Origin of the sequence: Hymenobacter sp. J193, assembly GCF_024700075.1 — a bacterium.
In the GTDB taxonomy this organism is placed as follows: Bacteria; Bacteroidota; Bacteroidia; order Cytophagales; family Hymenobacteraceae; genus Hymenobacter.
Window position 1 is genome coordinate 137,110 of record NZ_JAJONE010000006.1, and the last position, 23,220, is coordinate 160,329.

Consider the following 23,220-nt stretch of genomic DNA (forward strand, 5'->3'; position numbering starts at 1 on the left):
TATGAGTCAACTGGACTTTGTTGAGCGCGTGACAACTCAGGCGCTGGCCTACCTGCAGCAAGCCCGCGCTTATAAGCCTACGCCGGAAGAATATATCAGGTGGGTGGATAGTCACCCCTCGGCCATTCGGGTGCTGCTGTTACGGCGGGGCATGGCTGCGTGCTGGGCGGGCGGCTCCCCCTCGTTTCAGGATTTTATTCTCACCCAACGGGGCCACTCCAGTACATGACTATATGGCTCACCAGCTCAGCGAAACAGATTACCTGCGCTGGGTGAACTTCATGGACGATACCACCTTCTAAGTATGGCCTTCTCCATGCGTTGCTCAACGTTGCCCTTCACCCCGAACCATGAGTAAATCCCCACGCAACGTGCCGGCCGTAACGACAGGGTCAGCAGTCGCTGCCAACCTGGCGCGGGCTTCATCCAAAGTAGCCGGCTTCCTGGAAACGGGCCTGCAGGGTGCCGCCAACACGGAGCGAGCCTACAAGTCTGACCTAAATACTTACGCCGAGTTTTGCGCGCTGCACGGCTTTACGGCAGTGCCGGCCGACGTCACCACCCTGACGGAATACGTTGCCCACCTGGCTTCTGAAAAGCCGACTCCAGATGCTGGGGGCGGTAGGGAGAAAAAGAAGGGACAACAACCCCTCACCGGGCCGCACGCGCTGGCCACTATCCGGCGGCACTTGGCCGCCATCCGCAAGGCGCATCAGCTCAGCGGCCACCCGATGCCGGCGACGGTGGATGCGCTCAACATCGTCATGGAAGGCATTGCCCGCACCCTGGGCAAGCGGCAGGACCAGGCGCTGGCCTTCACCGTCGAGGAGTTGAAACAAGCCATTCGTAGCATCGACCTGGAAACGACGGCGGGCCTGCGGGACCGGGCACTGCTGCTAGTCGGCTTCGCGGGGGCTTTCCGACGCTCCGAGTTGGTGGACCTCAACATCGAGCAGCTGGAATTTACGGAGCGGGCCTTGCTGGTGCATCTGGCCAAAAGCAAGACCAATCAGTATGGCGCGGTGGAAGACAAAGCCATTTTCTACGCCCCTAATGCGGATTTCTGCCCCGTGCGCTGCCTCCGGGCCTGGCTTAATCTGCTGGGCCGGACCACGGGTCCACTGTTCGTGAAGATTCCGCGGGCGACTCCGGGGCAGATGGCTGCTCCTTCGGACAAGCGGCTCTCGGACATTTCCATCAACAAGTTGGTGCAAAAGCGCCTCGGGCCGGCTTACTCAGCCCACTCACTGCGCGTGTCCTTTGTGACGGTAGCCGTGCTAAATGGGCAATCCCATAAGGCCATTAAGAACCAGACCAAGCAGAAAACGGATGCCATGATTGAGCGCTACACGCAGCTCAACAACGTGGTTTCTTATAATGCTGCTCAAGCGTTGGGGTTGTGATATTGACGAGTAGAGCTTGATATGGCGCCCCTCGTTTACTACAAACAAACGCCTATAGACAGCGGAATTGTATAGTGTTACTTGTAAGTGCCACTTTTTACAGATTCCCCTATTTACTGCCACTTTAAAAATCATCACATATAAAAGAAATTGTGCTATTATACGCCTTTGACTCTATCGACTTAGCTTGCATCTATTTCCTCGGCTATTCATGAAGAAGACGACATTCAAAGTCCACCCCAAGCTGGCGGCTCTGCTGGGCGAGAACTATCGTTCTTCTGAATTTGCGCTACGCGAGCTAGTTGACAACGCTTGGGATGCAGAAGCCAAGAACGTCTGGATTGTATTGCCCTCAATCTTAACTGAGGATGCCACTATTGAGTTTCGGGACGATGGGACAGGCATGACCCCGGAAGAGGTGCGCAACGAGTATCTTATCATTGCCAATAACCGACGGGACCGCAAAGGAAATACTACCCAAAACGGTCGCATGGTGAAAGGCAGGAAAGGCATAGGCAAGTTTGCGGGCTTATTTGTCGGCAGCCTGATGTTAGTGGAAACACGGGCGCGAGGAAAACGAACGACCGTCCACATTGAAAAGAAAGTGCTGGCGGCCGCCAAGCATGACATTGAGGACGTCGACTTGCCAGTTATTGAGGAGGAATGCAATCAGGAGGAACATGGCACTACCATCCGCATTCGGGATATCAACCAAAACTTGGTATTCCCCAACCCTGACCGTTTGCGGCTGGTACTCATTATGGAATACGGCCGGCAAGACCAATTCACTATTTATGTGAATGGCGATAAGCTGGATGTATCCGACGTGAAAGGCAAGGTTTTTACTTTCACCGATGTGTTAGAGGGCTTGGGCAGTGTGACACTACGTTTTGTCATTTCTGAAACTAATCAATCGCTACGCCAACCAGGACTTGCGGTGCGAGTAGGCGGAAAAACGGTCGGCAAACCCAGCTTTTTCGGCCTCGAAGATAATGGGGGCGAGATACCCGCCAAGCTACTCAAGCGGGTATATGGCGAAGTAGAAGCCGATGAGTTATTAGACTACGTAACAGCAGATTGGGGTGCGCTGATTGAAAACAGCAAGCCCGTGCAGATTCTGGAAGAGTACGTACGCCCCAAGTTGGAAGCGGCCCTGCGCGGGGTGTTTAAAAACGAAATCAGCCTGGCAAAAGCCCGGCTGCAAAAGCAGGTGGACCAGGAGTTACGGCGGCTACCCGCTTATAAGCGTGACTACGCCCGCAAAGCGCTTGACCGAGTGCTAACCACTTTTTATGCTCTGCCCGAACAGAAGCTGCAAACGCTCATTCGGGTGCTACTTGACACCATTGAAAAAGACGAGTACTGGGAAATCATCAAACGCCTAGATGAGGCTCAGTACGCCGACGTGGCCACATTTGCCGAAGCCTTGAACAAGTTTGGTCTGGTCGAGTTAGCTATGATTTCGCGCCAAGCATCCTTCCGGCTTCAGTTCCTGACTAAACTGCAAGAGTTAGTCAACAACCCCGAAACCCAAGAAAAAGACCTACACTTAGCGTTTGAGAAAAACCTTTGGCTGCTCGGTGCGGAGTATTCCTTAATGACATCCAACAGGACATTGGTATCAACCGTTGAAAAGATAACCGGTAAGCGCGAGTACAGTGGTGAAAATGCCCGTAACAGGCCGGATTTGCTGCTCAATCAAGACCGGTCGCGTCAGTACCTACTCATTGAGTTTAAGCGGCCTTCGCATACCGTTACCCGCGCCGATGTAGCTCAGGCCGAAGACTACCGGCAGGCATTATCGGCTTACCTACCGGGGGCGGCAATGCATATCATGCTTATTGGCGGTAAATCGAACGTAGCAGCTCAATACGGACTGGGGGAAAAAGTCGAAATTTTAACATTCAACGATGTTATCAGCTCGGCCTTCACGATGCTGAACTGGCTTTTGGAGGAGTTAAATCACCCAGTAAGGCATTCCTAACAGCCCCTGGCAGTCACATAAATTCAACGTTTATTCCATTGCGGAAGCGTGCTCAGTAGTCTCTAAAATGAAAATCTATGCCCACAATTAAACGCACAGTTTACTTCTACGATTTAGAGTTTCTCGACCGTAATGGTGATGCTATCAGCAATTGGCGGGAAATATTTCGATATGCCCGAGGTCTTGTTGGTCGCTCTCGTTGCCAGCAGCGTGTTGACCGATTAGCGTGCTTTCGCTTCCTGCAATTCAATCCGCAGAATGTAATTTCTGGTCATTTGGTTTTCATTCGTGAGAATGCACTTGCTCGAATCACTGACCTGGATAATGATACAGACAGAGATTTGCTGATGGCAGCGAATGAAGGCTTAATAGAAACAACCCAGCTCGCCATTGCTTTTGGCCGGGGTAACCATCCACCCCGATTAGCAATTGAGTATAACCATTTCGGTCCTAGGGTAGGCGATTTGGTTAAGATACTCAGGCATCATGCCCCAAATGCCGGTGTGGGTGATTTGGCTAAGATTGTAGCCTCTTTGGTAGTGCGAGATGGAAACCATGAAGCCATTCTCAACCAAATTGGGCGAGTCTCGTCGTTGAAAATGCGGGTGTATAGAGAGAATCTGAACCGAATCAATCAGTATGCTCCTACAGGTGTGGTTTCGGGTCTGAATGCTTCCAATGGTTTTGACCAAGCGGAATACATTGAAGTCAAATACAAATTCAATTACAGCCAGCAAACAACTTTGCAGCAGGCCAGAGGTGCGGTTCTGGATTTAGTCCATGCTTTTCAAGATGCCCCGGAGCGCATGACAGACTTTGATTTGTTGGAAGCCACAGCCGAAGACAGTGGCACGGGTGGAAGTATAAAGCCCTTCGATTTACTTTCTGCTGAGTTACGGCTCGATATACAAGCTGCCACTGTACCTGGATATAGCCGCGTCATTGATAGCACTGACGTGACAGCTCGCTTAGTGGACGCTGCTATTCAATATGCGACCAATGAGTAACTACGGCAAACCAACTCCGTTGCTCACGGTTTGGGCCGACCGCTATTTCCGTTTTCCCATGCGCCACGACTTAGTGATAGGCATAGTCGTGGCCATTGGGGGTTGGTTCATTCAAGACTACTTGCGCAAGCGTTCAGGGCTTGTTCTGACCAAAGATTCTCTGGCTTCGTTTGCCGACCAACTTTGCTCAGCAAGCATTTCTATGGCCGGTTTTGTCTTTACGGCTTTAGCACTACTCATCTCTGTTGGAGAAAACTATCGCGCTAAATTTCAGGAGTCACTTGCCCAAAAAAGTGCATCAACTGCCGAAAGCTCTAAAAACTACCATCCTGCAGATGGGTTCGAGGCTTTCTTTGTAACAGACCTGTACATCACAGTTGTGGGTGCCTTTTTGTGGGCCAGCATCGAGCTTTTCACGGCATTTTCCATGCTGGCTATTATTAAGTTCTTGTGGTCAGTGCTGCCTGATTGGCTTAGTAAAGCCTCTCTTATTTTAAGCTTCTTTCTGCTTATGGGGCCAATAATTCGTGCCGTTTATATGGTGAGTCGAGTTCTTACCATGCGTAAACCCATAAGCACAATGCAACGCTAGGAATAGAGGTACCCAACAATCTGTAGTTGTTTTGTGGGAGCTGGGTTAACTTGTCGCGTTTCTTAATAAACAGGTAGGACCTTGGTTAAAAGCGTGGACTACGCTTTCAACCAAGGTCCTATTTGTTTGACAAAACGAAAGAACGAATCCCACGCATCCCGCGCAGCAAGTACAATCAAATACAGTTCAATGCTTTGGAGCGGTTACCGAAAAGCCAACGAGACGAAAAGCGTCTCGTTGTTCTTTCCTGCCTTCTTAAATAAGCGGCAACCCCAACTCTTGCAGAAACTGATTGTGCCGGTTGGCGGCATCCGCTGCCTTCTCTTCAATAGCTACCAGCGTATCATGCACAGCCTGCAGGTCAATCGTCTCGGCTGACGTGGCGGTGCTCACGTAGCGCGAGATATTCAGATTGTAGCCGTTTTGCTCAATCTCCGCCATGGGCACTGGGCGGGAATAACGGTCTTCTTTGGTACGGTCCCGGTAGGTGGCTACTATTTTGTCGATGTCGCCCTGGCGCAGAAAGTTCTGGCGCTTGCCTTTCTCGTACTGCTCGCTGGCATTGATAAATAGGACATCGTTGGGCTTCTTGCACTTTTTCAGCACCAGGATGCAGACCGGGATGCCAGTGGAGAAGAACAGGTTGGCTGGCAGGCCGATGACCGTATCGATGTGACCGTCCTTGAGCAGCTTGGTACGGATGCGCTCCTCGGCCCCACCCCGGAACAGCACGCCGTGGGGCAGGATGATGGCCATCGTCCCTTCCTGACTTAGGAAGTGGAAGCCGTGCAGTAAAAAGGCAAAGTCGGCAGCCGACTTGGGCGCGAGGCCGTAGCCCTTGAAGCGGAAATCCTCGCCCAGGGACTCGGCGGGCTCCCAGCGGTAGCTGAACGGCGGATTGGCCACGATGGCATCGAACTCCATCTTTTTGGCGGGGTTCATCTCGTTCAGTACGTCCCAGTCGTTTTTGAGGGAGTCGCCGTGGTGAATTTCAAACTCGGTATCCTTCACGCCGTGGAGCAGCATGTTCATGCGCGCCAGGTTGTAGGTGGTAATGTTGAGTTCCTGACCGTAAATCTTGCCTATGCCGTGCGGGCCCATATGTTTCCGAACATTCAGCAGCAACGAGCCCGACCCACAAGTGATGTCCAGAACTCTTTCCAGCTTGGCGCGCTTGCCAGCGGCGGGGTTCTGGCCGTCGAGTACTACGATGTCGGACAGGATGGTTGAAATAGGCTGGGGCGTGTAGAACTCGCCGGCCTTCTTACCCGAACCTGATGCAAACTGGCCGATGAGGTACTCGTAGGCGTCGCCCAGCGTGTCGGCGTCAGTCGAGAAGCCGCCGATGCCTTCGGCGATTTTCTGGATGATGTTGCAGAGCTTGGCGTTGCGCTCGGCGTAGGTGCGGCCCAGCTTTTCGGAGTTGAGGTTGATTTCCGAAAACAGGCCCTGGAAAGTGCTGTCGAAGGATTGGGTTTCGATGAACTTGAAGCCCTTTTCGAGGGTGTCGAGCAGGTCGGTGCTGTGGGTACGGGCTAGCTCGGCAATGTGGCTCCACAGGTGTTGCGGCTCTATCACGTAGTGCACGCGGCGGCGCATGAGCTGCTCAAACGCGGGCACGTCGGCGCGGTTCTCACCGTACCAGATTTCGAGCGGGGTGAAGGCGCCCAACGTTTTCAGGACATCCGCCGGGGTGTCCGGGTAATCGGTGCCCAGCTCCTTTTTCGCGGCGGTTTCGTAGTTATCGGAGAGGTAGCGCAGGAACAGGAACGACAGCATGTAGTCGCGGAAGTCGTCGGCGTTCATCGCGCCCCGCAACTGGTCGGCAATGTTCCAGAGGGTTTTGCCCAGCTGTTGTTGTTGGTTTTGGGTACTCATGGTTAGGCAGTAACGGGGCTTACTTCCGGAAACAGGGCCGGATTGAAGCGGTAATTGGTCATGAAATCAGTGAGGATGCGCCGGAAATATTCTTTGTTTTCCGGCAGCATTTCCCGGGGCTCAAACAGCGAATAATTGCCGTGGCTGAGAATGTTGATGATGCGGGCGTGGACGTTGCCGTCCACGTCGTCGGGGGCTTGCCGGATGCAGGCCGAAAAATTGCCGAACCCGTGGAAGCTAGCCGTTTTTCTAGCACGCCGCGCAAGATGTTGAAGTGGTAGGTGTACAGCTTGCCGTCGGGTGCGGTGGCGGCCTGGTACAGGTCGCGGATAAGCGAAACGTGGTGGAAGAATGGCGTATCGGTGGTGTCCTGCACCGCGTAGGTGCCATCGGCGGTGTTCTTGCTCAGGAAATACTTCACGGCGTTGCCCAGCTCGTTGTGCATCACATTGAAGAAAAGCGAGTGGTGCGAGGATATAACCGTTTTGATGGTATTGCCCGGCCGTTTGAGCAGTTGGGCCAGGTGGCTGGCCACGGCAATGGCATTGTTGTCGTCGAGCGAAGAAATCGGGTCGTCGATGTAGAGGTACTTCACCCAGCTGTAGGCGCTGCCCTCTTCCGCATCCACGGCCAGCTGGGCCACGGCTAGAAAAAAGCACCAGACGAAGATGTTTTCTTCGCCCCGGCTCACTTTGATGAAGTCGGCGCGCTCCGTGGCGTCCGCTACCCGAATGTCGCGGTGAAACTGGACGAAGCCCGCCTCGTAGTCGATGGTGAAGTCGAAATCGGCGTAGCGCTGCAGGAGCGGGCGGATGCGGTTGTCCATCTCCAGCTCCCGCAGCCCGTTAAAAAAGCGCGACTCTGTGTTTAGGAGCAGGCGGCGCTCGGTGTCGTTCTCCAAATCGTTGTGCCAGGAAAACAGGTCTTCCGTAAACGCATTGAAGTAGAGGGTATCGGCCGCGTCGGCGGTTTTGCCCGCGTCTTTGAACGCCACCGATAGGCGCGTTTTGCCCGTGCCGTTGTAGGCGTAGAGCAGGATGTACTTCTTATTTGCCAGCGTGGCCCGGAAATGCGTGGCCAGCTCGGCTAAGGTGGGAAATGTCATACGGCGGCCTCAAGTAGCGCTGGAAACAGCCTCTGCATCAACCCTTTCTTATGAAGTTTGAGGGCTTCTATCTTTTGGCTTTGCGCCGTGATACTGTCATCGAGAGCGGAAAGGCACTCGGCAATTTTCTTTTGTTCCTCTAGTTCGGGAACATAAAATATGTATTTAAGTAGCTGGTTTCCATTTATGGAATTAATTGTTGCTCCTAAATCTTCAGAAACCTGCTTGTTGTATGAATCACTCTGAAGAAGTTGGAAAACGAAAGCTGGATTAGGTGACCTAAAAACAGTCATGAATGCGCCATGAGTACATAGCGGCATTCCGTCAGGAATAAGGGCATTTTTACCAATCAACGCTTTGGAGCCGTTTCGAACGCAAATCAGAATATCGTTTGGTTTTGACAGGTTTGCTCCCTTAACCGTTGGTGTAACATACACACAATCGTCAAGAGCAATTTTGCCGTTTTGAACGTTACTTGACCTCAACACAAGCAAACCATTTTCCCTAACATCTTTGGGACTATATGTTAGGCCAGAAACAAGGTTACCAAGTTGCCCGAACTTCTTCTCTTCCCACTCCCCCGCATCCTGAAACTCTGAAAACCTTAGCTTGGGCACCGTTTCTCCTTCGGCGGGAAAGAGTGCCTGCATTAGCCCCCTCTTGTGTGCTTGGAGCGCTGCCAGCTTAGCATTTTGCGCGGTGATGAGGTCGTCGAGGGAAGAAAAAGTAGCGGCTATCTTCTGTTGTTCTTTTACACTTGGTAGCCAGATAGCAGAACTGAGAAAGCCTTCCTTTGAAATTCGTTTCAGAGTCGTGCTAGTGCCAGTCCTTTCTAATGCAAGCGTTTTATAACTGGCGAGCATCCAGTTAAGAAAGAAGCCTGCGCTTTCTTGATTTTTAAAAGTCAGTGCAGGAATATCAGCCGAAGAAACAAATCCATTCAGTTTCTCTGGCACCAATCCGAAGGCACCATTCAACAAATCAATTTTAGAAAAAATAAATTGGCCCGTCTCGCGCTTGAAATAATTTGTGCCGCCAGTTAGCGCTGCGGCCCTATCATTTTCACAACGCCTAGGCCATGCAGTCGAACAGTGATAATTCTTTCATTGTCGAACAAACCACCTTTTTCTGCTTTATTCCCTGAGTCAAATAGGTCTTTTATTTGCTTCTCTTCCCACTCTCCTGCCTCCCGGAACTCCGGAAAGCGCAGTTTCGGCACCGCCGTATTTGTTGTCTCGTTACTCATAGGTTGTCGTTATCGGCCGGCAGTTAGCGGGTTAGAATTTCGTGCAGGCGGGCTTGCAACAGCTTTTTATCGGGCAGCTGCAAGGTGTATTGGGCAATGAGGGCGGGCGAAAGGTTGCGTGAAAGAGCGTACTCCACCAGCTCCTCGTCCTGGTCGCGGCACAGCAGCACCCCGATGCTGGGGTTCTCGTGGGGCTTTCTCACGTCGCGGTCAAGGGCTTCGAGGTAAAAGCCCAGCTGGCCCAGGTGTTCGGGCATAAACCGGCCAATCTTCAGCTCAAAAGCCACCAGTGCCGCTAGGCCCGGTGGAAGAACAGCAGGTCGATGTAAAAATCCTGGTTGCCTACCTGCAGCCGGTATTCCTCGCCCACAAAGATAAAGTCGCTGCCCAGCTCTAGGATAAAAGCTTTCATGTGCCGGAGCAGCGCTTTTTGCAGGTCGGCCTCGCTGTGCGCTTCGGGCAAGCCCAGAAACTCCAGCACGTAGCTGTCTTTAAACGCCTGGCCAGCAGTGGGGTGTAATTCTCTCAACACCGTTGAGAGTTTTGCCTCCCTAGCCGGCTGCGCTCAAACAAGCTCGCCGAAATCTGGCGGTCAAGCTCCCGGAAGCCGTATTTTTTCTCCCGGGCCAGGTGCAGGTAGAACGCTCGCTCGTCCGGGGTCTTGCACCGCGAAAAAATGGCCAGATTGTGCGACCAAGGCAGCTCCCGCACCAGCCGAACGAGGGCAGTGTCGGCCGCGTAGGTTTCGTAGAACTGCTTCATGCGCCACAGGTTTTTGTCGCTGAAGCCCTTTAGCTCCGGCGCGTGCCGGGCAATGTGGCGGGCCAGCTCAGCCACCACACCCTTGCCCCACGCCTCGCGCTGCACCTTCTGGCTGATAACCTGGCCTACCGACCAGTATAAGTCAATCAGCGCGGTATTCGCCTGCGCGAAGACGGCCTGCCGCGTCTGCCGGATGCGGCCCAGTAGCTCCTCAAACGCCGGCTGGTTATCGGTCGTCAGCTTACTCATATACTGCCAGCCCGGAAATTTCGCGGCCCTGAGCCAGTTTCTTCAACAGGGGAATGAGTTCGGTCATCAGCTCGCCTTCCTTGGCGGCGCGGGTTTTCCAGCCCAGGCCCAGCGGGGCCAGCAGGTCGCCCAGCGCCTCGCCATCGAAAATCATGCGCCGCAGAATGCCGTCCACGAAAGCCGTGAGGGCCTCCGGTGCCAGCCCGTGGCGGGCGGCAATAGTGGCCTGCTCAGCGGCGGTTTTCTGCTGCTTGAAGGCCTGGAAGCCCTCGCGGATTTCGGCCTCGCTGAAACCGCGGTTGGTGGGCAGGCCGGCAAAGTAGTCGGTCAGGTCGTCGGCCTCGTCCATGAGGTTGGCGCTGGAGCCCAGCAGGGCAATAATCTGCTCGCGGGTGAGCTTCTGCTTCTGCGGAGCCTGCCCGGTGCTGGCCGCCATCAGGCCCATGATGTAATCGTAGTCAATCACAGCCGAAGCGAAGAGCACGAACTCAAAGTCGAGCTGGTCCACCGCCGGATTGTCGGTGCCGCCTTTGCCCTGCTGGTCGCGCAGGCGCTTGGCCGTTTCCAGATATTGGCTGCGAAAGGCGCGCAGGTCGTCGGTGGGCAGCAGGGTTTCGAGCTGCTGCTGCTCGGGCGCGCCCAGGTCGGTGTACTGGTCGAGCTGGGTGCGCAACCGCTGCACTTCCTTGAACTTCTCCACGAACTGGCCCCGGGCGGCGTCGCCCTTCAGGTTGGCTACGTCCTGGGGGGCAGCGGTGAGGCCCTGGGCCTGCATAAAGGTTTCCAACTGCTGCACGGCGGCCTCGTAGCGTTTCAGCACCACGGGCGCGGGGTCCACCAGCCAGATTTCCTTAGCGCGGCTCTTATCCACGCCGGAAAACAGAGCAATGGCCGCGTCAACGGCCGGCTGCTGCTGCCGGAAGTCGAGCACGTTTCCGTAGGGCTTGGTATCGTTGAGCACGCGGTTGGTGCGCGAAAACGCCTGAATCAGGCCGTGGTGCCGCAGATTCTTATCCACGTACAGCGTGTTGAGGTACTTCGAGTCGAAGCCGGTGAGCAGCATATCCACCACAATGGTGAGGTCGATGCGTTTCGGGCGCGGGTAGTCGGCCACCGGCCACTTCTGGTCTTTGATGCGCTGCTGCACATCCTGGTAGTACCTATCGAACTCGCCGATGGTGTGGCTGGTGCTGTACTGGGCGTTATAGTCGGCAATAATGGTTTTGAGGGCCGCCTTCTTGCCTTCGGGGTCTTCCTGGTTGTCTTGCTTTTCCTGTTGCAGGTCTTCCTGCAGCTGCCGCACGTCGGGGTTGCCCTCGGCGGGGGCGAAAACACGCAGGCCACGTTCAGGGGCAGGAAATCGGGGTCGGCTTCCAGCCGGCGCTGCTGCGCTTCCCGGAAGAGGCGGTAGTAAGCAATGGCGTCGTTGATGCTCTGCGTAGCCAGCACCGCATTGAAGCGGCGGTGGTGGGTGGCGGCATCGTGCTTGTGCAAAATGGCTTCTACCACGGCCGCCTGCGCGGGGGCCGCTCCGGACCGGGCCGGCGTCTTGCCATCGGGCTTGAAGTAGTCGACGTGAAAGCGCAGCACGTTCTTGTCTTCAATGGCGTGGGTGATGGTGTAGGCGTGCAGGCGCTTCTGGAAAATGTCTTCCGTGGTCTTGAAAGACCCTTCCTGCCCGTCTACCTGAGTGTAGGTGGCGTTTTCCTCGAAAATGGGCGTGCCCGTGAAGCCAAAAAGCTGGGCCTTCGGGAAAAACTCCTTGATGGCCTGGTGGTTTTCGCCGAACTGCGAGCGGTGGCACTCATCGAAGATGAAGACCACGCGCTTATCGCGCAGCGGTTGCAACTGCCCCTTGTAGTCCTGGCGGTGGCTGGGGTCGAGGGCAATACCGAGCTTCTGGATAGTGGTCACGATGACCTTGTCGGCGTAGTCGGGAGAGAGCAGCCGGCGAACCAGGGCCCCGGTGTTGGTATTCTCCTCCACGCAGCCTTCCTGAAACCGGTTGAACTCCTCACGGGTCTGACGGTCCAGGTCTTTACGGTCCACCACAAAGAGGCATTTCTCGATGTCGGGGTTGTCCTTGAGCAGCGTCGAGGCCTTGAAGGACGTGAGCGTCTTGCCGCTGCCGGTGGTGTGCCAGATGTAGCCGTTGCCCCGGTTCTGGTGAATGCAGTCGACAATAGCCTTCACCGCGTAAATCTGGTAGGGGCGCATCACCAGTAGCCGCTGCTCGCTTTCCACCAGCACCATGTAGCGGCTGATGGTTTCGGCCAGCGTACACTTGGCCAGAAAAGTAGAGGCGAAGTCATGCAGGCCGCTGATGTTCCGATTGTCGATGTCCGCGTACTGGTACACGGGCAGGAACTGCTCGTCGGCCGAAAAGCTGAAGTGCTGGGCGCGGTTGTTGGCGAAATAGAAGGTAGTGGACCGGTTGGAGACGATGAACAGCTGAATGAAGCACAGCAGCGTATTGGTGTAGCCGTTGCCGGGGTCGGCCTTGTAGTCCACAATTTGCTGCATGGCGCGGCGCGGCGTCACTTCCAGCGTCTTCAGTTCCAGCTGCACCATCGGCAGGCCGTTGATGAGCAGGATGACATCGTAGCGGTGGTGGCTGCTGGCGGTGCTGATGCGTAGCTGGTTCACCACCTCAAAATCGTTCTTGCACCACTCCTTGATGTTGACGAGGGTATAATTCAGCGGCGTCCCGTCTTCCCGGATAAAGGTGTTCTTGCCCCGCAGCGTTTTGGAGGCCAGGAACACGTCGGGATTCACAATTTCATCCCGTAGGCGGCTGAACTCTGCATCAGAGAGCTGCACACAGTTCAGGGCCTCAAACTTTTGGCGAAAGTTGGCTTCCAACGCATCTTTGGTGCGGATATCGGGCCGGTGAATGTATTTCAGCCGGGTTAGCTCCCCGATAAAGCCGTATTCTATCTGCGCTTCGTTGACCATGGAGTATAGTTGCTGTTTGCCGGGGCTTGACACCGGCTTTTTTATCCGTAAAACTACCTAGCTGAAATTGGACTCGGAAGTGCCCCTCAGAACTGATTTCCCGCTTCCGCAGCCTAATGGCGCAATATCGTCAGAATAGCCGATGCGGCTGGGCCCTTTCAGTAGCACGAAGCATTGAGGTTGTCTTTTCTTTCAAAAAGCCGAATCTTTGCCTTGCCAAAAAAGTATCCGCCACATCGGCTTTGCCGGTGCTGTTTGGTTGGTACCGTATAATTCCTCGGTCATATGCTTCAACTTGCTGTTTGACCGGAAGCCCACCCTGTTGAGGGTGGGCTTTTTTGCTTGGTGCTCTACTCCAAGATGTTCCGGCACTCAAGAAACAACTGCAAAATCCGCTTTATTCCCCCCTGCTATCTTTGCCATCATGTTAGCACTGCCCCGGACTATATGACGTTTAATGATGATTCCGCCGAACGATTTGAGGCTGATTTCCCCTCGTTCGACGCCTCGTTTGCCGTAACGTATGAGGACGCACTACGCCTGGTGCGGGGGTATCTGCGCACCTACGAGCCGGCGGCCCTGCACAAGCTACTGGACCGCTGCGCAGACCTGAATCTGGCCGTTGATGCACAGCAGTTGCACCGGGTGTACTATGGTCCACTGGTTAAGCAGGAGCCTAAATTAATTCGGAACCTGCTGGGCGTGTTCGGCTATCAAGCCATGTTGCTGGGCTTCGATGTCGGGCCGATACGGGGCAAGACGTGCTACATGCTCTTCCTGAAGACGAAGGGCCGTCTGGACCGCTTTCAGCAGGAGCTAGCTGCCTTCGACGCGGAAGTATAGGGGCATACCCATCTTCCAATCGGGCGGATTTGCACGCCAAGCATAGTTTTGGCCTACTTACGGGCCGCTAGAGTTGGAACAGAATTTCTCGTGAGGAGCGAGGCATTCTACTTCTCTGTATTTTTAAGCTTTCCCCCTTCCCATCGGCCCCGCGTATGGACCAGCTCCGCATGATAGAGTACCAGCCGCGCCACTGGCGCGTGGTGTATCCAGCGGTTGTGTTGCAGCATGAGGCGCTGTTTCAGCAGGGCAAAGCTTTGCACACGGCCGCGCCGCTGGAAGCGGAGCAAATCTACCGGCGTATCATGGCCGCCTGCGGGGAGCTGCACCTGGATGCGGTGTCGCACCTGGGAATGCTGCTCAACAACCGGACGCCCGGCCTGGGCCTCACATACCTGATGCAGGCATTTATGCAGGCCCGGCTGCTGTTTCCCAAATCCTTCGAGGAAGGCCGGGATGTGCTGCTCTACGAATCCACGGGCAACGGCTTTGTACTAACTGCCTACTATGCCATGGGCGTGGAGCTGCAGAAAGCGAAGCGCTGGACCGAGGCGCTGGCCCTGTTCGAGTTCCTGGTGCTGATTAACCCAAAGGACAATCACGGGGCCGGGCGGTGGATTGCGGGCCTTAAGGAGCGGATAGCGGCGGCGGGAGGAAACCCGGACCCGGAAGCTATTTCACTGGTAAGGCCCTAAATAACTATCAAAGAAGTGGTGTAAAAAGAGGCCCGGCTACTTGTAGCCGGGCCTCTTTAGTTTGATTGAGTACGCTGGTGAGGCGGTGTCCAGTCCGTCCACGTCCGGGTGGTCTGGCAGCAGGTACACTGCATTCTCAACTCCGTGGCAACGGGCGACACGTCCAGTACCTCATCGTGGGCATGGAGCGTTTCCTCACCGCAAGTACTGCACATCAGTAGCTCGGTGCCGGCTATCATATCCTCCATAAAGCTTAGCTCGTCGTCTTGCATGGTCGGGTGGTTAGGTAGGGTTAGCGTTCAATTCCGCCACTGTCGCGGCCGACGTTAGGGCCACCGCGGTCAATCGTTTTGGGTGGTTTTTCCAGCACGCTAACTGAGTTGCGCAGTTCGTCGGTGTACTTGTTGCTGCTCAGGCTCGGGATGCTGCCGGCGGCCAGCATGGCCTTATGGGCGTTTTCCTGGTTCATGCCCGCAATAGCCGGGCTGCGCTCCACAAACCTGGCTACCTCCCGCAGGCGGGCGGCATCGAGTCCCTTGCCGTTTTCTTCCAAGCCCCTGGCTACCTCGCGGGCAGCTTTGATAAAGAGCGGCTGGGCCTCCTCGTGGGTTTTGGGCACAATGGCAGCCGGGTTAGCCGTGCGCTCAGCGGCTGCCGGTACTGAGGCTTGCGGCTGCCGCTGAGGTGTCACCAGTTCCTTGCCCTCGGCCAGCTGCGCCACCTGCACCGACGAAGCCCGTAGCCGCCTGGCGTCTTCCAAGTCCAACGTCATATCCTTCATGCCGGGATGCTTCAGAATCTTGTCAGCGGCCAGCTGCATTTCAATGATGCCGGGACCTTTGATGGCGACGGGGTCATGGGTAACCGCTGAAACCCGCTGGGCCAGCTTTACGCCCTGGTCATAATTGCCGGGGCCGGGCATATTGGCAATGACGTTCGCCGCCCGGTAGCCGGTCACCTCCAACTCCCGCCGGGCATCCATTGCCTTCATGGCCGGCGACAATTCCGGGGGCGCGGCAGCCAAGCTGGGGGTGCGCAGCTTTTCGGCCGCAACTCCCGGGGCCGGCGTCGTTATCTGCTGCAACATTTCCCGCAGGGGCTTGAGGTTTTTATCGGCCTCGGCCGGGGGTACAGCCGGACCATTGCCTCGTCGCGGCTGCGGTTCAGCACTTCGGGCGAGATTTTCCCAAAGTCCACCTGGTAGCCAGCTTCCTTGCCCAACTGGGTAACCATTGCCTGCAGGGTGCGGCCGTTGCCCTCGCGGAAAGCATGGGTGTGGTTGTACTGGTCCATGTAGTAGGCAGCCCGCTCGGTGAACTTGTCTTGGTCCAGGCCTTTCAAGCCGTTCTCCTTACCCAGCTGCTCCCCGATGGCCCCTAGCCGCTGCTCTATCTCCTTGTGCGGGGCATAGGTCATGGTTTCCTTGAAGCCGGTAACGTAGGTGGCCTTGTTACCCTGAAATCCCCGGTCAGCCCGCGTCTCGCCGGCCCACTGGTACACGTCCTCAAAAAGCTTTTTGTGTAGCTCTTTCAAGTGGGCATGGTCAAACTGCCCGCCCTGGATGCCGCCCGACTCATTGAGTTTGGCCAGCTTGGGCAAGGCGCTATCATTCTCCACCTGCCGTAGCACTTCGGCATCCTTGATACCGAATTTATTGAGTAGTACCCCGTTTTCGTCGCTGAACTTGTCGTTGGCTGCCATTCGCTGGGTGATTACGGGTTACTGCTCAGTTGCTGCCGGCGTGCCGTACTTGGCCTGCAGGCGGGCGCGATTCAGCTCGTCCACCTGGTCTAAGGTCAGTTCCCCATCGACGTAGCGCTGCATCAGGGCCATTACCTCCTCGCTGGGCGCGGGGCCGTTGCTCATCAGAATAGAAACCGAGTTGGAGGCGTGGCGCTCCCGCTCCTGGCGGGCGCTCAGCTGCTCGGGCGTTAAGCCGGCGGCGGCGGGGGCAAACGTAGGTACTTGCATAGAATTCTGGTAGAGAGAGTGGATATCACTTAAACGAAAAACAGGGCTTGAACGTCGCTTTTTGGCCCTTTTTCAGGTTATTCAGCAGCAATTTTTACACCTCATGCCAAGGTGTTTACGTGCAGGGCCAACGTATCCCGCACCTCCTGGCGCACCCGCATGAAATTTTCCTGCACCGCGTCGGCCAAGGCCTTCTCCGGGTCGTCGTCTGGCCCACCAAAGCTCACCATCGGGTGCAGGGAAACTGCTCCCCCGTCCACTCGGGCCGGGTGATAGTACCCTGGAAAAAGGTGCTCTCGGTTTCCACCGTCTGCCCGATGAACTCCCCCTGCTGCAAGCCGATGGTGTCCTGCACCCGAACGAGGTTGCGCTCCTGGTAGCTGGTGCTTTGGTTGGAACTGCTGTTGCGGCTGCCGGTACCGCCCTGGCTCGTGCCGGTGCTGGTGCTTATCATTTCCTTGTCTTCGCGGCCTACCAGCTCCGAAATGAACTTGGCCGTTTCCAGCGAGTTCACCTTGCCGAAAAACTGGTTGTTCAGGTTCGACACCATTACCTGCATCTTCTCCTTTCCGTAGGCATCCGTCATCTGGCTCAGGTCCTGCGTCATGTACACCATCGCCACCTTGTTGCTACGGGCCGTGGCCGGTATCACCTCCAGGCCGGGCACGTAGATGGTCGCGGCCTCGTCGAGGAACACGTAGCTGCGGTGCTTGCGCTGCTGGTTCATCAGCTTCAGCGCTACCGTTATTACGCACGACACCACCGGCGAAAACGTCTCCTTCAGGGTGGGGTCGTTGCCGATGCACAGCAGCTTAGGGGCCTTCGGGTCATTCAGATTGAGCGAGAAGCCTTCCCCCTCGGCTTCGTTGGGCGTCAGCACCCACACGATTTGCGGGCTGTTAATCCGGGTTAGAATCACCTGCAGCGTGCCCACGACGGCGGCTATCTGCTTTTCCGCTTTTTGCTTCACGGCAGTAATGATGGACCTAGCCAGGTCGCCACTCTCTAGGTCTGTATCGAGCATACTCAAAACGTGCTTGAAGTCGTCGTGCATCGCCGTAGCTACGACGTGGGGAATGGTGCACAGCGCCGGGTAGTGCTTGCGGTAAAACCAGATGATGCTGGTCAGATACGCCACGGCGCTGGTATCGAAGAACTCCATCTTGCGGATGCTGGATGGATTCAGGTTATTGATGATGGCCCGGCTGTACTCCTCGGCAAAGGCTACCACGGGCATATCATCGGGCCGCAGCGGGTTCACCCGCTCACTGCGCGTCAGGTCCCGGAAGTTGATGATGTGCAGCTGTACCGGCGGCTCGTCCTGCTCCTGCTCGGCAGTGGTCAGCTTGGCCGTGGCCTTGCCCATCATGCTATCGGCATACTTCGCTGCCTGCTGCTTCTCTTTCTCGCGCTGGCGCTCGGCCAAAACCAAGGCTTTCTGCGCGGTTTCCGCCAGCACCGGAAACTTAAAGTCGTAGATGAGGCCGGCGAAATTCTTGTAGGCAAACTGCTCTACCATCGGCTCCCCTATCGAGAAGGTCTTGCCCGCGCCGGCCCCGCCCAGTACCAGCGTGCCCCGGTAGGGGTTGGCAATGGTTATCCAACCACCATCTGCCGTGCGGAAATAGATGCCGTCCGGCGTTTCTATCTTCTTGCGCTCGGTGGTCAGCCCGAAGGCCGGGCGCTTGGTAGTGGCCCACAACAGCCCCACCAGCCCACAGCTGGCCAGTACGGCAGTAGCGGCACCCGGATACCCGAACGTGATAAAGCCGGGCGTGTAGTGGTGCATATTCAGCAGCACGTAGCCAGCAATCAGGAACACGGCCGCGCCTACTCCGGCCACCACACGGAATGCCTTTTGGTTGATGGGCTTGCGCTTCGGCTTGCCCGGCACCGTAGCCGGGGCCTTCTGCACGAACACCAGCACGAGGCCCGCCAGCAGCAGCAGTGCCCGCAGCCACACCCCGGCCGGGCCGTAGAACTTGGCCGCCTTCACCAGCAGCTTCGACTTGAACCCCTGGCCCGCCTTCGCTACAGCCTCGGCGCGGGCCACGCTTTTACTCAGCGCCTGGTCGGTGGCGTGAGTCGCGGATACGGCAGCCTGTGCTCCCCCCTCCCCTACTACCTGGCCAGCTTCGAGCTGCGCCTTGGCAATCCTGCGCTGCCGCTGGCGCTCATTGATGGCGGCAATCCGGGCGGCGAGTTTTTTCCTTGGGAGTAAGGGCCTTTATCTCGGGCTGGGTGAGCTGCACGGCCCGGGCCTGGGCTATCTCGTCACGATGCAGCAGCGTGTAATACTCGCCGCCGATGATGGCCAGCAGTAGCAGGGCGAAAATCAGACCGACGTTCTGGGTGTTGGGCGCGGCCCTGGGTGGTTGGCTAGACATAACTGTGTAGAGGGTTGTTGGAAAGGATAAGGGTGGTGGCGCTACATTTCAATATCAAGCTCCCCGGCTGTGCGGCCTCGCTTCTCGCCTATGCTCTCGGTCTGCTCGTCGCGGCCCCGGCCGGAACGGACGGCCTGTTGCAAGGCGCGGAGGGCACTGGTAGCCGCTTGCTGCTGCTGAGGCTGCTCCCGGCCGGTGGTCAACAGGTGGTACGCGTTATCAATGGGCTCCCCCGCCTTCGCCCGGCGTTCGACGGTGGCCAGTGAACGGTAAAAGGTCTTATCGTACTCGCGGCCCTGGGCTATCTTCTGCACCCGCGCTGGGTCAAGCTGCTGCGCCTTCGGCACCTGCTTGTTCAGTACCCCTACCCGCTCTCCAATCTTGGCGGCACGGCTGGCATCGCGGCTAGCATCCCGCTGCTTGACCTTCACCTTTTCGTGCTCCTGTGCGGTGTAGGTAAACTGCTTCTCGAACTGCTTGCCCGCCTGGGTCTGCCAGTTCATTAAGTCGAACCGCTGCCGGCGGCCGGCGGGGTTGAGGCTTATCTTCTGGCTCCGGTCGCGGGCACTCACGATGACGTGAATATGCGTTTGCAGACCAGACTTCTTCTCGCCCGTCTGAGCTTGGCCGGCGGCCACCTCGGGGTCAGTGCCACGGTAGCTTCTGTCTTGGTGGATGGTGGCCCCCAAACCAAATCCTCACTGCGCAGCTGCCGTCCTTCCTTTAGGTTAAAGTTGCCGGCGTACTGCTCCATCACTGCCCGCGTGTAGGCTTTCAGCTTCTGTTCGTCATTACCGATATGCTCCAACTCGTCGGCGCTGGGGCTAATCACCAACGAGTAAAACTTGGCATCATCCGCCCGCAATCCTTTCACGTTAGTGTCGATTTCCTGCATCAGTTCTGCCGCTTCAATCCCGTCGCGGTCAGCCCCGAAAAACGTTGCTGTCTGCCCATCTTTAGCCGCTTCCTGCTTCAGATAATTGAGCGTCTGCGCGCTGCTGCCGCTGTTATTGTAAGCGGCTTTACCGTGCGTCGCGGGGTTGATTAGCTTAACGTACATGCTGGCTTAGCTGCTCAGTTCGGTATCTTTTTTCCCCGACTGCCCCTCCCCTACTCTCTTTCCTGAACCAACGGGCTGAGTACCGGTTAGCGCCTCTTTTAGCTGCCGCTCTACGGCCTCGTCATTCTGCTGCCGTAGCTTCTTCAGCGTCTCCCGGTGTGCCGCCAACTGGCCTTCACTGAGTAGGCTCAACTGGCCATTCAGGTTGTTGACCAGGATTTCATTCATCCGTAAAACCCGCTCCAGCGTGATACGGGACCGAAGCATTTCTTCCAGCATCGGGAGCAGTAAGCTGCGCTCCTCCTCCTGCATATAGCTGAAAACCCGGTCGCCCAGCTTCTTCACCTGCTGCATTATTAGCTGGCCCTCGCGGGCCACATCGTCCGCTGGGTTGAGTTGCCGGCTTGTGAAGTAGTCCAACGCTGCCTCGGTGTATTCACCAAGACTCATTTTCAGCCGGGTGGCAGCTTTCGTGGCGGCCCCGTGGCTGCTTGCATTTACCCGAATCTGCGGCTTCTGCTCTTTGGCCATTTCTACAGCTGAAACAGTGGCTAGGACTACGATTCAACGATAATATGTGAGCAAATACACACTGTAAATCAGTATGTTATGATATATAATCACATATTTTCAGCTCTGCTGAAATACAAGTAACACAAATACAAAGCTTTAGCGCCGTATTTGTGTTACTCTTCTTGCTAAAAAGAAATGAACGAGTATCAGTACGGCTTTACCTGCCCGATGTTGTCTACGGCCGTGAAATTACCAGCTGCCACTATTGCTAAGACTACCGCTAAGCTACGAGTTAGAATTACTACCCCATGGCCTAGATTGGTGCTCTCTTTCTTTTCTGATGCGCCACCTTCTATTTGATGTGTTACACCAGTCAGGCCATTGGGAGAAAAAGCCTGCTTAACCTTCTACTAACCGCTTTCCACCTTTCTACCAGAAACCCCTTGGTATCGCTGTAATCCCTCTTTAATCATTTTCTCACTACTTCACCACTTCGCTACTTTAAAATACGCATCTCATTACACCTGCTGATCATTTATTCGCTACCTCGCTACTTGACTACTTCGCCACCTAAAAAAGTTAGACATCAGGTTAATGTTTAATTTCTTCACCACCTCGCTACTTAACCACATCGCTACCTAAAAAGCCCAAATGATTAGTACTACACTGTTCGATGCTTCACTACTTCACCACTTGGCTACTTCGCTACCTACACTATCAATGCACCATCTTTTCCTCACTACTTCGCTACCTGACTACTTCGCTACTGATGCCATATCAACACTCTCGTTTTTTCGCTACTTCACCACTTGACCACCTCGACACCTTTTACTATTATATTTAATTTGCTACTTCACCACTTCGCTACTTGACTACTTAGATTTATTGCTACGTCGCTACTTAACTACCTCACTTCGTCGCTACCTCGCTACTTCGCCACGTAACTACTTCGCCACTTTTTATGTATGTTTGCGCTATCCGCCTGACTGACCACCCGGCGTAAAGTTCTTTAACCCTAACCAGTAAACCCATGCCCAAAATTATCAGCTTTGCCACTCAAAAGGCGGCTCCGGTAAATCAACCCTACTACTCGTGCTCGCCGCTCCCCTGGCCACTGAGTATGGGCTAAAGATTGCCGTTCTGGATTGCGACTATCAGCAAAGCATCGTCAAAACCCGTGCTCAGCTGGACGCGCACAACCTGGCTAACCTTCAGAAAACCGACCCGGCGGCCAAGTACCCCTACGATGTATTCCCGCTGGCCCTGGATAAGATTTTCGAGTTCATCGACAATCCCGATAATCAGGACTACGACCTTATCATCATCGACGTACCCGGCCGGGCCGATGGCGACGATGTTTTCAACGCTCTCACGGCCTGCGACGCTGTAATTGTGCCCCTGGTATCGGATTACCTGGACCGGGCCTCTACGGCGGAGTTTATGGGCATTCTGGAAGCTATCAAGCAGTCTGCGGAGGAAGCTCAGTTGGATTTCCAATACTTCGGCCTTCCAACCAAGCGCGTCGCCGGCCGACGCGAAGAAAAGGACATGGATGAGTACATCGACGGGCTGGGCCTCTCGCGCCTCAACTCCTCCCTGGGCCTGCGCACCGCCTACAGCCGGGCCTCGACGCTCTATAGCTTGCTCAACCCTACCTACCGCACCTACGCGGGTGGCAACAAGGACACGGATGCCGAAATACGCCGCGTGTGTGAGGAACTGATAGAACGCCTGGGCTTGCCCCAGCGCAAAGCAGGGAACCAGCTCAGCGAGTCGGCCGATACGTCAACCACTAAAACCAACTAAGCAATGGGTATCGAGAAACCAAAAATCGAGCCTCGGCAGCGTATTCCCGTCTCTGCTGAGCGACGGAATCAGGCCCGGGCGGGCATGGATGGGGAGCTAGTCAAATCAACCAGTGCCACGGCTGCTGACGCTGCGCCGGCGGCTGTGGCCACCCCTGCAGTAGCCCCGCTGGCTCCGGTCGATGCTACGGTGCCTCCGGTGCCTCCGGAGCCAACGCCGGCCCCCGTAGCGGCTCCCGAGCCTGCAGCTGCATCGACCAGCCAGCCAGCACCGCCTGTTCAGGCGATGGCCACGGTGGCCCCCACGCTGCCGGCAGCCGCTCCAATGGCTAGCTCCGCTGCGCGGCCCCGGCGTGGGCGTAAGCCAGCCGCCCCGGATGCTGTGCTGATGGAAACCGAACGCTCGGTAAAAATTCCGGAAAGTGTCTGGAATGAGATTCGGCTGGCGCTGGTGCTGCTGCCCAAAGGGGAGGATAGCCCGGTTAGCATAAAGGCGTACTTGGTCGCCGCCCATCGGCACTATGAGGCGCAGCTGCGCAAGCAGGGCAAGCTACCGGCTAAGCCAGCGGAGAGTAAATAGCGTAATTTGCAGCACTGGTTAGGGGTAAGTCGTCGGTTTGGTCGCCGGCACTTGGCTTCTCCTTTCTGGCGCTGTAGCGCCAACCAAGGGCAGTTCCTACCAGGGCTGCCCTTGTTGTTACCTGCTTTCTGAGGTCAATGCACCTCCTGACATAGAAGAGCCCCGGCCTGAACAAGCCGGGGCTT

At 56.0% G+C, this 23,220-nt stretch carries 26 protein-coding genes and 2 pseudogenes; 9 read left to right on the forward strand and 19 right to left on the reverse strand.

The window, feature by feature from the left end; genetic code table 11:
• The first annotated feature begins 1 nt into the window (after position 1).
• The 5 genes from LRS06_RS24370 to LRS06_RS24390 all read left to right on the forward strand — a co-directional run bounded on the left by LRS06_RS24370 (position 2) and on the right by LRS06_RS24390 (position 4,986).
• The gene (locus LRS06_RS24370; protein WP_257873862.1) at positions 2-229 is read left to right on the forward strand and encodes a hypothetical protein; all 228 of its coding nucleotides are present in this window, start codon (positions 2-4) and stop codon (positions 227-229) included.
• 121 nt (positions 230-350) lie between these two features.
• Complete coding sequence (locus tag LRS06_RS24375; protein WP_257873863.1) at positions 351-1,403, forward strand: tyrosine-type recombinase/integrase; 1,053 nt, start codon at positions 351-353, stop codon at positions 1,401-1,403.
• A 211-nt stretch (positions 1,404-1,614) separates the two neighbouring features.
• Positions 1,615-3,387 (forward strand): ATP-binding protein, encoded by a 1,773-nt coding sequence (locus LRS06_RS24380; RefSeq protein ID WP_257873783.1) that lies wholly within the window; start codon positions 1,615-1,617, stop codon positions 3,385-3,387.
• Between the two features lie 77 nt (positions 3,388-3,464).
• On the forward strand, positions 3,465-4,394 hold the full coding sequence (locus tag LRS06_RS24385; protein ID WP_257873864.1) for a hypothetical protein: 930 nt from the start codon (positions 3,465-3,467) through the stop codon (positions 4,392-4,394).
• A 58-nt stretch (positions 4,395-4,452) separates the two neighbouring features.
• Positions 4,453-4,986, forward strand: coding sequence for a hypothetical protein (locus LRS06_RS24390; RefSeq protein ID WP_257873785.1), 534 nt, complete (start codon positions 4,453-4,455; stop codon positions 4,984-4,986).
• 255 nt (positions 4,987-5,241) lie between these two features.
• On the opposite strand, the gene LRS06_RS24395 is transcribed toward LRS06_RS24390, so the two are convergent.
• The 9 genes and pseudogenes from LRS06_RS24395 to LRS06_RS24435 all read right to left on the reverse strand — a co-directional run.
• Positions 5,242-6,864: a type I restriction-modification system subunit M gene (locus LRS06_RS24395; protein WP_257873865.1), complete on the reverse strand. Its 1,623-nt coding sequence runs from the start codon at positions 6,862-6,864 to the stop codon at positions 5,242-5,244.
• Between the two features lie 58 nt (positions 6,865-6,922).
• Positions 6,923-7,969: an AAA family ATPase gene (locus LRS06_RS24400; protein ID WP_257873866.1), complete on the reverse strand. Its 1,047-nt coding sequence runs from the start codon at positions 7,967-7,969 to the stop codon at positions 6,923-6,925.
• Positions 7,966-8,949: a restriction endonuclease subunit S gene (locus LRS06_RS24405; RefSeq protein ID WP_257873867.1), complete on the reverse strand. Its 984-nt coding sequence runs from the start codon at positions 8,947-8,949 to the stop codon at positions 7,966-7,968. Before LRS06_RS24405 ends, LRS06_RS24400 begins: the two co-directional genes overlap by 4 nt.
• Before the next feature lie 59 nt (positions 8,950-9,008).
• Positions 9,009-9,215, reverse strand: a complete 207-nt coding sequence (locus LRS06_RS24410) for a hypothetical protein (protein WP_257873868.1) — start codon at positions 9,213-9,215, stop codon at positions 9,009-9,011.
• A 23-nt stretch (positions 9,216-9,238) separates the two neighbouring features.
• Positions 9,239-9,502, reverse strand: coding sequence for a DUF1016 domain-containing protein (locus LRS06_RS24415; protein ID WP_257873869.1), 264 nt, complete (start codon positions 9,500-9,502; stop codon positions 9,239-9,241).
• Between the two features lie 8 nt (positions 9,503-9,510).
• On the reverse strand, positions 9,511-9,744 hold the full coding sequence (locus tag LRS06_RS24420) for a DUF1016 domain-containing protein (RefSeq protein WP_257873870.1): 234 nt from the start codon (positions 9,742-9,744) through the stop codon (positions 9,511-9,513).
• Complete coding sequence (locus LRS06_RS24425) at positions 9,741-10,226, reverse strand: DUF1016 N-terminal domain-containing protein (protein ID WP_257873871.1); 486 nt, start codon at positions 10,224-10,226, stop codon at positions 9,741-9,743. The genes LRS06_RS24420 and LRS06_RS24425 overlap by 4 nt, the downstream gene beginning before the upstream one ends.
• Positions 10,219-11,529 (reverse strand): hypothetical protein, encoded by a 1,311-nt coding sequence (locus tag LRS06_RS24430; RefSeq protein WP_374679470.1) that lies wholly within the window; start codon positions 11,527-11,529, stop codon positions 10,219-10,221. The genes LRS06_RS24425 and LRS06_RS24430 overlap by 8 nt, the downstream gene beginning before the upstream one ends.
• Positions 11,530-11,597: 68 nt before the next feature.
• A pseudogene (locus LRS06_RS24435) lies at positions 11,598-13,181 on the reverse strand (type I restriction endonuclease subunit R); the annotation flags it as partial.
• Positions 13,182-13,628: 447 nt separating this feature from the next.
• Between LRS06_RS24435 and LRS06_RS24440 the strand changes: the two are divergent.
• Positions 13,629-14,024, forward strand: a complete 396-nt coding sequence (locus LRS06_RS24440; protein ID WP_257873791.1) for a hypothetical protein — start codon at positions 13,629-13,631, stop codon at positions 14,022-14,024.
• 155 nt (positions 14,025-14,179) lie between these two features.
• Positions 14,180-14,719: a hypothetical protein gene (locus LRS06_RS24445; protein ID WP_257873792.1), complete on the forward strand. Its 540-nt coding sequence runs from the start codon at positions 14,180-14,182 to the stop codon at positions 14,717-14,719.
• Between the two features lie 56 nt (positions 14,720-14,775).
• Here LRS06_RS24445 and LRS06_RS24450 read toward each other — a convergent pair whose 3' ends face one another.
• The 10 genes from LRS06_RS24450 to LRS06_RS24490 all read right to left on the reverse strand — a co-directional run bounded on the left by LRS06_RS24450 (position 14,776) and on the right by LRS06_RS24490 (position 20,668).
• Entirely contained in the window at positions 14,776-14,991 is a 216-nt protein-coding gene (locus LRS06_RS24450; RefSeq protein WP_257873793.1) for a hypothetical protein, read from the reverse strand.
• Between the two features lie 20 nt (positions 14,992-15,011).
• A complete protein-coding gene (locus LRS06_RS24455) occupies positions 15,012-15,806 on the reverse strand; it encodes a hypothetical protein (protein ID WP_257873873.1) in 795 nt (264 codons plus the stop codon).
• A complete protein-coding gene (locus LRS06_RS24460; protein ID WP_257873874.1) occupies positions 15,791-16,420 on the reverse strand; it encodes a Fic family protein in 630 nt (209 codons plus the stop codon). The genes LRS06_RS24455 and LRS06_RS24460 overlap by 16 nt, the downstream gene beginning before the upstream one ends.
• An 18-nt stretch (positions 16,421-16,438) precedes the next feature.
• Positions 16,439-16,690: a hypothetical protein gene (locus tag LRS06_RS24465; protein WP_073112438.1), complete on the reverse strand. Its 252-nt coding sequence runs from the start codon at positions 16,688-16,690 to the stop codon at positions 16,439-16,441.
• A 101-nt stretch (positions 16,691-16,791) separates the two neighbouring features.
• Positions 16,792-16,920 (reverse strand): hypothetical protein, encoded by a 129-nt coding sequence (locus LRS06_RS24470; protein WP_257873795.1) that lies wholly within the window; start codon positions 16,918-16,920, stop codon positions 16,792-16,794.
• The gene (locus tag LRS06_RS24475; protein ID WP_257873875.1) at positions 16,914-18,743 is read right to left on the reverse strand and encodes a type IV secretory system conjugative DNA transfer family protein; all 1,830 of its coding nucleotides are present in this window, start codon (positions 18,741-18,743) and stop codon (positions 16,914-16,916) included. Before LRS06_RS24475 ends, LRS06_RS24470 begins: the two co-directional genes overlap by 7 nt.
• A 121-nt stretch (positions 18,744-18,864) precedes the next feature.
• Entirely contained in the window at positions 18,865-19,077 is a 213-nt protein-coding gene (locus tag LRS06_RS24480; RefSeq protein ID WP_257873876.1) for a hypothetical protein, read from the reverse strand.
• A 41-nt stretch (positions 19,078-19,118) separates the two neighbouring features.
• Positions 19,119-19,715: a DUF5712 family protein gene (locus tag LRS06_RS25690; RefSeq protein ID WP_374679471.1), complete on the reverse strand. Its 597-nt coding sequence runs from the start codon at positions 19,713-19,715 to the stop codon at positions 19,119-19,121.
• Entirely contained in the window at positions 19,646-20,137 is a 492-nt protein-coding gene (locus LRS06_RS25695) for a DUF5712 family protein (protein ID WP_374679472.1), read from the reverse strand. Before LRS06_RS25695 ends, LRS06_RS25690 begins: the two co-directional genes overlap by 70 nt.
• Positions 20,138-20,143: 6 nt before the next feature.
• Positions 20,144-20,668, reverse strand: a complete 525-nt coding sequence (locus LRS06_RS24490; protein WP_257873800.1) for a BfmA/BtgA family mobilization protein — start codon at positions 20,666-20,668, stop codon at positions 20,144-20,146.
• 1,047 nt (positions 20,669-21,715) lie between these two features.
• Between LRS06_RS24490 and LRS06_RS24495 the strand changes: the two are divergent.
• Together LRS06_RS24495 and LRS06_RS24500 are read left to right on the forward strand one after the other, a co-directional pair.
• A pseudogene (locus tag LRS06_RS24495) lies at positions 21,716-22,456 on the forward strand (ParA family protein); the annotation flags it as partial.
• A gap of 3 nt (positions 22,457-22,459) precedes the next feature.
• Positions 22,460-23,035, forward strand: a complete 576-nt coding sequence (locus LRS06_RS24500; protein WP_257873802.1) for a hypothetical protein — start codon at positions 22,460-22,462, stop codon at positions 23,033-23,035.
• The last annotated feature ends 185 nt before the right edge of the window (positions 23,036-23,220 follow it).

Excerpts from the sequence above, each read along its gene's own strand:
- LRS06_RS24370 (WP_257873862.1), top strand. The coding sequence starts at position 2 with ATGAGTCAACTGGACTTTGTTGAGCGCGTGACAACTCAGGCGCTGGCC.
- LRS06_RS24375 (WP_257873863.1), top strand. The coding sequence starts at position 351 with ATGAGTAAATCCCCACGCAACGTGCCGGCCGTAACGACAGGGTCAGCA.
- LRS06_RS24380 (WP_257873783.1), top strand. The coding sequence starts at position 1,615 with ATGAAGAAGACGACATTCAAAGTCCACCCCAAGCTGGCGGCTCTGCTG.
- LRS06_RS24385 (WP_257873864.1), top strand. The coding sequence starts at position 3,465 with ATGCCCACAATTAAACGCACAGTTTACTTCTACGATTTAGAGTTTCTC.
- LRS06_RS24390 (WP_257873785.1), top strand. The coding sequence starts at position 4,453 with ATGCGCCACGACTTAGTGATAGGCATAGTCGTGGCCATTGGGGGTTGG.
- LRS06_RS24395 (WP_257873865.1), bottom strand. The coding sequence starts at position 6,864 with ATGAGTACCCAAAACCAACAACAACAGCTGGGCAAAACCCTCTGGAAC.
- LRS06_RS24400 (WP_257873866.1), bottom strand. The coding sequence starts at position 7,969 with ATGACATTTCCCACCTTAGCCGAGCTGGCCACGCATTTCCGGGCCACG.
- LRS06_RS24410 (WP_257873868.1), bottom strand. The coding sequence starts at position 9,215 with ATGAGTAACGAGACAACAAATACGGCGGTGCCGAAACTGCGCTTTCCG.
- LRS06_RS24425 (WP_257873871.1), bottom strand. The coding sequence starts at position 10,226 with ATGAGTAAGCTGACGACCGATAACCAGCCGGCGTTTGAGGAGCTACTG.
- LRS06_RS24440 (WP_257873791.1), top strand. The coding sequence starts at position 13,629 with ATGACGTTTAATGATGATTCCGCCGAACGATTTGAGGCTGATTTCCCC.
- LRS06_RS24445 (WP_257873792.1), top strand. The coding sequence starts at position 14,180 with ATGGACCAGCTCCGCATGATAGAGTACCAGCCGCGCCACTGGCGCGTG.
- LRS06_RS24450 (WP_257873793.1), bottom strand. The coding sequence starts at position 14,991 with ATGCAAGACGACGAGCTAAGCTTTATGGAGGATATGATAGCCGGCACC.
- LRS06_RS24455 (WP_257873873.1), bottom strand. The coding sequence starts at position 15,806 with ATGTTGCAGCAGATAACGACGCCGGCCCCGGGAGTTGCGGCCGAAAAG.
- LRS06_RS24460 (WP_257873874.1), bottom strand. The coding sequence starts at position 16,420 with ATGGCAGCCAACGACAAGTTCAGCGACGAAAACGGGGTACTACTCAAT.
- LRS06_RS24465 (WP_073112438.1), bottom strand. The coding sequence starts at position 16,690 with ATGCAAGTACCTACGTTTGCCCCCGCCGCCGCCGGCTTAACGCCCGAG.
- LRS06_RS24470 (WP_257873795.1), bottom strand. The coding sequence starts at position 16,920 with ATGGTGAGCTTTGGTGGGCCAGACGACGACCCGGAGAAGGCCTTGGCC.
- LRS06_RS24480 (WP_257873876.1), bottom strand. The coding sequence starts at position 19,077 with ATGTCTAGCCAACCACCCAGGGCCGCGCCCAACACCCAGAACGTCGGT.
- LRS06_RS25695 (WP_374679472.1), bottom strand. The coding sequence starts at position 20,137 with ATGTACGTTAAGCTAATCAACCCCGCGACGCACGGTAAAGCCGCTTAC.
- LRS06_RS24490 (WP_257873800.1), bottom strand. The coding sequence starts at position 20,668 with ATGGCCAAAGAGCAGAAGCCGCAGATTCGGGTAAATGCAAGCAGCCAC.
- LRS06_RS24500 (WP_257873802.1), top strand. The coding sequence starts at position 22,460 with ATGGGTATCGAGAAACCAAAAATCGAGCCTCGGCAGCGTATTCCCGTC.